Raw genomic sequence first — 7,259 nt, 5'->3', positions numbered from 1 at the left:
GGCGAGGCGGCTGGGCAGACACCGGCAGGCCCCTCGAGGGGCAGATGGCGGCCCCGCACAACCAGACCGGCCGGGCCCCGACACCCCAAGGTGTCCGGGCCCGGCCGGGGCGGTGCGTGTGCGGGTTACTTCTTGCGGCGGCGGCCGCCCGTCGCCTTCTGGGCCTTGCGGCGCTCCGCGCGGGTCAGGCCGTCTCCGCCGTTGGCGTCCTCGAAGTCGCCCTCGACCACGCCGCCCTCGCCGTCCACCGTCGGGGCGGAGAAGTGCAGGCGGTCCGGGCGCTGCGGGGTGTCCAGGCCCTTGGCGCGGATCTCCGGGCGGGCCGACGGCACCGGCTCCTTCGTCAGCGACGGAGCGGCCGCCTCGGCCTGCACCGGGACCTCCTCGACCTGCTGCTCGACCTGGACCTCCAGGTTGAACAGGTAGCCGACGGACTCCTCCTTGATGCCCTCCATCATGGCGTTGAACATGTCGAAGCCCTCGCGCTGGTACTCGACCAGCGGGTCCTTCTGGGCCATCGCGCGCAGGCCGATGCCCTCCTGGAGGTAGTCCATCTCGTAGAGGTGCTCGCGCCACTTGCGGTCCAGGACCGACAGGACCACGCGGCGCTCCAGCTCGCGCATGACGTCGGCGCCCAGGGCCGCCTCGCGCGCCTCGTACTGCTCGTGGATGTCGTCCTTGACCGACTCGGCGATGAACTCGGCGGTGATGCCCGCGCGGTCGCCGGCGGCCTCCTCCAGCTCCTCCACCGTCACCTTGATCGGGTAGAGCTGCTTGAAGGCGCCCCACAGCCGCTCCAGGTCCCACTCCTCGGCGAAGCCCTCGACCGTCTCGGCGGCGATGTACGCGTCGATCGTGTCGTCCATGAAGAAGCGGACCTGCTCGTGCAGGTCCTCGCCCTCCAGGACGCGGCGGCGCTCGCCGTAGATGACCTCGCGCTGGCTGTTGAGGACCTCGTCGTACTTCAGGACGTTCTTACGGGTCTCGAAGTTCTGGGTCTCGACCTGCGACTGGGCGGACGCGATCGCGCGCGTCACCATCTTGTTCTCGATCGGGACGTCGTCCGGCACGTTGGCCATGGCCATGACGCGCTCGACCATCTGGGCCTTGAACAGGCGCATCAGGTCGTCGCCGAGCGACAGGTAGAAGCGGGACTCGCCCGGGTCGCCCTGACGGCCGGAGCGGCCGCGCAGCTGGTTGTCGATACGGCGCGACTCGTGCCGCTCGGTGCCCAGCACGTACAGGCCGCCGAGCTCCTTGACCTCCTCGAACTCCGCCTTCACGGCCGCCTCGGCCCTGGCGAGCGCGTCGGGCAGGGCGTGCGCCCACTCCTCGATGTGCTCCTCCGGGTCGAGGCCGCGCTGGCGCAGCTCCGCCTCGGCGAGGTCGTCCGGGTTGCCGCCGAGCTTGATGTCGGTACCGCGGCCGGCCATGTTCGTGGCGACGGTGACGGCGCCGCGGCGGCCGGCCTGGGCGACGATCACGGCCTCGCGCTCGTGCTGCTTGGCGTTGAGGACCTCGTGCGGGATGCCGCGCTTGGAGAGCTGCTGGGAGAGGTACTCGGACTTCTCGACCGACGTCGTGCCGACGAGGATCGGCTGGCCCTTCTCGTGCTTCTCCGCGATGTCGTCGACGACGGCGGCGAACTTGGCGACCTCGGTGCGGTAGATGAGGTCGGGCTGGTCCTTGCGCTGCATGGCGCGGTTCGTCGGGATCGGGACGACACCGAGCTTGTAGATCTGGTGGAACTCGGCGGCCTCGGTCATGGCCGTACCGGTCATACCGGACAGCTTGGTGTAGAGGCGGAAGAAGTTCTGCAGGGTGATCGTGGCGAGGGTCTGGTTCTCGTCCTTGATGTCCACCCCTTCCTTCGCCTCGATCGCCTGGTGCATGCCCTCGTTGTAGCGGCGGCCGGCGAGGATACGGCCGGTGTGCTCGTCGACGATCATGACTTCGCCGTCGATGACGACGTAGTCCTTGTCCTTCTTGAACAGTTCCTTCGCCTTGATGGCGTTGTTCAGGTAGCCGACGAGCGGGGTGTTCACCGACTCGTAGAGGTTGTCGATGCCGAGCCAGTCCTCGACCTTGGCGACGCCGGCCTCGTGGATGCCGACCGTGCGCTTCTTCTCGTCGACCTCGTAGTCGCCGGTCTCCTCGATGCCCTTGAGCGGGTTGCCGGCCTCGCCCTTGGTGAGGCGGGTGACCAGCTTGGCGAAGTCGGCGTACCACTTCGTGGCCTGGTCGGCCGGGCCGGAGATGATCAGCGGGGTACGGGCCTCGTCGACGAGGATGGAGTCGACCTCGTCGACCACGGCGAAGTTGTGGCCGCGCTGGACCAGCTCGTCCTTCGACCAGGCCATGTTGTCGCGCAGGTAGTCGAAGCCGAACTCGTTGTTCGTTCCGTACGTGATGTCGCAGTTGTACTGTTCGCGGCGCTGCGCGGGCGACATGTTCGCCAGGATGCAGCCGACCTCCAGGCCGAGGAACTTGTGCACCCGGCCCATCAGCTCGGAGTCGCGCTCGGCGAGGTAGTCGTTGACCGTGATCAGGTGGACGCCCAGGCCCGACAGGGCGTTCAGGTAGGCCGGCAGGGTACCGACGAGGGTCTTGCCCTCACCGGTCTTCATCTCGGCCACGTACCCGAGGTGCAGCGCGGCACCGCCCATGATCTGGACGTCGTAGTGCCGCTGTCCCAGGACTCGCTTCGCGGCCTCGCGGACGGTCGCGAAGGCCTCGGGGAGCAGGTCGTCCAGGCTCTCGCCGTCCTGGTAGCGCTGCTTGTACTCGTCCGTGAGGGCCCGCAACTCGGCGTCGGAGAGGTTGACGAAGTCCTCTTCGATGGAGTTGACCTGGTCCGCGATGCGGTGCAGTTTGCGCAGGATCTTGCCTTCGCCTGCACGCATGAGCTTGGTGAGGACGGACACTGAGGCTGGTCTCCTTGCCGGTCGGGCCTGGGCACTTTACGTAGCCGGGCACGGCAGGTGGGCCCCACCGCAACGGCCATCGTAAGCGAGGACGTGGTCGCGTCGGGAGGTCCGCCGTGTCCGCAGGGCACGGGCGCCCGGAATGAGAACGTACGGGGGACCCGTTGGGTGCCGGTGCGCGCGAAAACCCCTCGCCCGGGTTACCCGGGGCGGCCACAATCCGTTCATGGAGCCCCTCACCCTTACCACGGACCGGCTCGTGCTGCGGCCGTTCGCCCCCTCCGACGCCGAGGAGGTCCACGCCGTCTGCCAGGACCCCGAGATCCAGCGCTGGACCCAGGTCCCCTCGCCGTACGAGCGGACGCACGCCGAGGCCTGGGTGAACGAGATCTCCCCCGCCTCGTGGCGCGAGGACCGGCAGTACGCCTTCGCGGTGCGGCTCGGCGCGGACGGCCCGCTGGTCGCGTCGGTCGGCGTACACGTCCACGGCCCCGGCGCGTACGAGATCGGCTACTGGGCGGCGAAGGAGCACCGCGGCCGCGGCTACGTGACGGAGGCCGTGACCGGGGTGGCCCGCTGGCTGTTCACCGAGGTCGGCGCCGGCCGCCTGGAGTGGCGCGCCGAGGTCGGCAACGCGGGCTCCCGCGCCGTGGCGGAGAAGGCGGGCTTCCGCGTCGAGGGCACCTTGCGGGCCGCGCTCGGCGTACGGGGGACCCTGCGCGACTGCTGGGTCGGCGGGCTCCTCCCCTCGGACCTCGGCCTGCCCTCCCCGCTGCCGTACCTGCCCGCTGTCAGTGCCACCCCCTAGGCTCGCGGGATGCCGATCATCGCTCTCTCCGCCGACGAGGCCCGCCGGATCGCGCTGCGCGCACAGGGCTTCCTCGGCGCGCCCGACCGCAAGGCAGGTGTGCGCGGGGTGCTGCGGCACCTGGGCGCCGTGCAGCTGGACACCATCTCGGTCCTGGCCCGCTCTCACGAGCTGATCCCGTACGCCCGGCTCGGCGCGGTCGGCCGGGACACCGTGGAGAAGGCCTACTGGTCCGACAGTCACGCTTTCGAGTACTGGTCGCACGCGGCGTGCATCCTGCCGAGCGAGGAGTGGCCGCACTTCGCGTTCCGCCGCCGCGCCCGCCGGGCCCGCGGCCACCGCTGGCACGTGCTGCAGGACAAGGAGCGCTCGACGGCGGCCGTCCTGGACCGGCTGCGCGCCGACGGCCCGCTGACCTCCTCCGAGCTGGGCGGCGCCAAGAACGGCGGGGAGTGGTTCGAGTGGTCCGAGACCAAGATCGCGGTGGAGTGGCTGCTCGACACCGGTGAGGTGGTCTGCACCGAGCGCCGCGGCTGGAAGCGGGTCTACGACCTGGCCGAGCGGGCCGTCCCCGACGCCCTCTTCCACGACGACCTCGACGACCTCGAGTGCCTGCGCCGGCTGGTGGAGCTTGCCGGGCGGTCCCTCGGGGTGGGCACCCGGGCCGACATCGCCGACTACCACCGCCTCAAGGGCGAGCAGTTCGACGCGGTGGTCGCCGACTCCGGCCTGGTCCCGGTGTCGGTGGAGGGCTGGGGCAAGCCGGCCTGGGCGCATCCGGAGGCGCTGGCGTCCGAGCCGCGCGGCCGGCACCGCACCACCCTGCTGTCCCCGTTCGACTCCCTGGTCTGGGACCGCCCCCGCACCGAGCGGATCTTCGGCTTCACGCACCGGCTGGAGGCGTACGTCCCCAAGCCCAAGCGGATACACGGGTACTTCGCGATGCCGCTGCTGGCCGGCGGGCGGCTCCAGGGCCGGGTCGACCCGGGCCGCGAGGGGCGCACCCTGGTGGCCCGGCAGTTGTCCCTCACCACCCCGAAGGCGGCCGGCGCGATGGCCGAAGCGCTGTGGGAGGCCGCCCGGTGGGTGGGGTGCGAGGACGTACGGGTCGAGCGCGCGGCCGATGAGCGGGAGGCGGCCGCGGTCACGGCCGAACTCACCGCCCGCCGCCCGTAGCACCGCCGCCCAGGCCCGCCCCGCGCCCCCGGGGCTCACGGAGCGGTCAGCGGATCTCCAGGATCTTCTCGCGCATCGCGTACACCACCGCTTCCATCCGCGAGTGCAGCTGGAGCTTCTCCAGGATGTTGCGGACGTGGTTCTTCACGGTGTTCTCGGAGATGAACAGCTGCTTGGCGATGTCCCGGTTGTTCATCCCGGTGGCCACCAGCTTCAGGACCTCCAGCTCGCGGTCGGTCAGCCGGGGCGCCGGCACCAGCCGGCGCTCGTCGGTGCGCTGGATCATCGACTTGAACTCGGTCAGCAGCTTCGACGCCATCGACGGGCTGATCTGCGACTGCCCGTCCGCGACGGCACGGATCGCGGTGGCGACCTCATCCGTGGAGATCTCCTTCAGCAGGTAGCCCGTCGCACCGGCCTTGATCGCGTCGTAGAGGTCGGCCTCCTCGTCGCTGATCGTCAGCATGATGATCTTCGCGGAGGGGGCGACCTCCTTGATCGACGTGCAGGCCTCGATCCCGCCGCGCCGCGGCATCCGCACGTCCATCAGCACGATGTCCGGAAGCAGGTCGGCGGCCTTGTCCACGGCCTCCGCGCCGTCCCCGGCCTCACCGACGACCTGGATGTCCTCCTCCTGCGCGAGGACGATCTCCAGCCCGCGCCGGAAGAGGGCGTGGTCGTCGACCACCAGGACCCGGATGGGCTCCCCGGCGAGCTCCCCCGCTTCCGCCGGGTCCGCCGTCACCGCCGCCGCGCGACAGCCTGCTCCGTCGTCACCGCGCACCGGCCCGAAGCTGTCCGCCATCGTTCCTCCCCCTGCATGTACCGAGCTGCTGAGCCAACCCGGCGGGGGCGGCCGCCGGTTGACTGCCCGCCATGATTCCATGCCCGCACCGTCACACGGGGGTCTGGCGGAATCCCTTTGGCTCATACGAGTCATACAGGTGCCCCTGCGGAAACACCGTGGCTTCCGCAGGGGCAACGGATCGATGATCAGCCTCCGAGCGCTCCGCCGGCACCGCCGACGGCCGACTCCTCCGAGCTGGACGCCCCGTCGGGGTCCACGTGGATGACGCCGTAGTCGTAGGCGTGGCGCCGGTAGACGACGCTCGGCATCTTGGTCTCGGCGTCGACGAACAGATAGAAGTCGTGACCGACCAGTTCCATTTCGTAAAGAGCCTGGTCGAGTGACATGGGCCGGGCCGAGTGGGTCTTCTCGCGGACGATCAGCGGGCCTTCGCCCTGCACTTCGAGGGTTCCGATCCGGGTGGTCGGAATTCGGTCCTCGGTCTCCTCACCGACCGGCTGTCCGCTGCCGTTGAGCGTCGCGACGCCCGGCACGCTGTCGGCGACCTCGGCCGCCGAGAGCCTTCCGGTGCCGCGGCGCGTGAAACGCTTGTCGTGCTGCTTGCGCAGCCGGGCCTCCAGCTTGTCCTGAGCCAGGTCGAGGGCCGCGTACGGGTCGGCGGCGGCGGCCTCGGCTCGGATCACCGGGCCCCGCGAACGCAGGGTGATCTCGACTCGGTCGGAACGGTCGGCCTGGCGCGGGTTGTGCTCCTTGGACACCTCGACGTCCAAGCTGATCACCTTGGCGTCGAGCTTCTGGATCCGCTCCGGATTCAGCTTCTCGGCCACGTGCTTGCGGAACCGCTCGGGCACCTCGGTCTTGCGGCCCTTGACGACGATGTCCACGCAGAACTCCGTTCCCGGAGACCTCCGCCACGAGCGGCGAAGCGTCTCCCTTTCGCACCAGGCTCCGGTGAACACCGGAGCCTCGGACTTGGCGACTTTCACCTCCTCCTCCCCCATCGGCAAGATCTACACCCCACCGACTTCGGAGTAGAGAGACACCCTCTGACACGAAGATTCCAAAACGGGCGGACCGGCGCTCCGATACCAGGGGGCCCAAGGATCGCCAGTTCCTCACAACCGAACATATCTCTCCATGCCGGTTGTCGGCACCCGCTACCGGAACCTACCTCCGTTCAAGTGGGTGGTCCCTCTTACTACCTGCAACGATGCGCATTCCCCAGCAGTTCCAAATCTATTCACAAGATTTTTGCTCTGTACGAGTAGTCCACCGGCGCTCTAGCATCAGGGCCCGGGCGAACGATCCGGACGGCGCCGCCACCACGGCCGCCGCGTCCGCCCACAGCCCCGCCGCCCGCAGCGCCCGGGCCGCCTCCTCCAGGGTGGCTCCGGTCGTCACCACGTCGTCCACGACCACGATCCGAGCCCCCGCCGCCATCCGCGTCCCGCCCGGCCGCACCTCCAGGGCCCCGGCCAGGTTCTCCCACCGCTGCCGGGCCCCCAGCCCGGCCTGGTCGGCGACCTGCCGCCGCAGCCGCAGT

The 7,259-nt window shown here is 70.0% G+C and carries 6 protein-coding genes; 2 read left to right on the top strand and 4 right to left on the bottom strand.

Going from position 1 to position 7,259, the window contains the following annotated elements; translation table 11 throughout:
* Positions 1–125: 125 nt before the first annotated feature.
* A complete protein-coding gene (secA, locus tag VR44_RS31645) occupies positions 126–2,924 on the bottom strand; it encodes a preprotein translocase subunit SecA (protein ID WP_045951063.1) in 2,799 nt (932 codons plus the stop codon).
* 226 nt (positions 2,925–3,150) lie between these two features.
* On the opposite strand from secA, the gene VR44_RS31640 reads away from it, so the two are divergent.
* A complete protein-coding gene (locus VR44_RS31640; RefSeq protein ID WP_045951062.1) occupies positions 3,151–3,732 on the top strand; it encodes a GNAT family N-acetyltransferase in 582 nt (193 codons plus the stop codon).
* Positions 3,733–3,741: 9 nt separating this feature from the next.
* On the top strand, positions 3,742–4,908 hold the full coding sequence (locus VR44_RS31635) for a winged helix-turn-helix domain-containing protein (RefSeq protein WP_045951061.1): 1,167 nt from the start codon (positions 3,742–3,744) through the stop codon (positions 4,906–4,908).
* A gap of 46 nt (positions 4,909–4,954) precedes the next feature.
* Here VR44_RS31635 and VR44_RS31630 read toward each other — a convergent pair whose 3' ends face one another.
* From VR44_RS31630 to VR44_RS31620, 3 genes are all read right to left on the bottom strand, one after another.
* Positions 4,955–5,713, bottom strand: coding sequence for a response regulator (locus VR44_RS31630; protein ID WP_045951060.1), 759 nt, complete (start codon positions 5,711–5,713; stop codon positions 4,955–4,957).
* 188 nt (positions 5,714–5,901) lie between these two features.
* The gene (gene hpf / locus VR44_RS31625; protein ID WP_045951059.1) at positions 5,902–6,600 is read right to left on the bottom strand and encodes a ribosome hibernation-promoting factor, HPF/YfiA family; all 699 of its coding nucleotides are present in this window, start codon (positions 6,598–6,600) and stop codon (positions 5,902–5,904) included.
* A gap of 352 nt (positions 6,601–6,952) precedes the next feature.
* The coding region (locus tag VR44_RS31620; protein WP_045951058.1) for a phosphoribosyltransferase family protein at positions 6,953–7,259 on the bottom strand (307 nt) is incomplete at its 5' end.

The sequence above is a fragment of the Streptomyces katrae genome (assembly GCF_000966975.1).
GTDB classification, from domain to species: domain Bacteria; phylum Actinomycetota; class Actinomycetes; order Streptomycetales; family Streptomycetaceae; genus Streptomyces; species Streptomyces katrae.
Note: the sequence above shows the minus strand (reverse complement) of the source record. Positions and strands in the feature narration are given on the sequence as shown.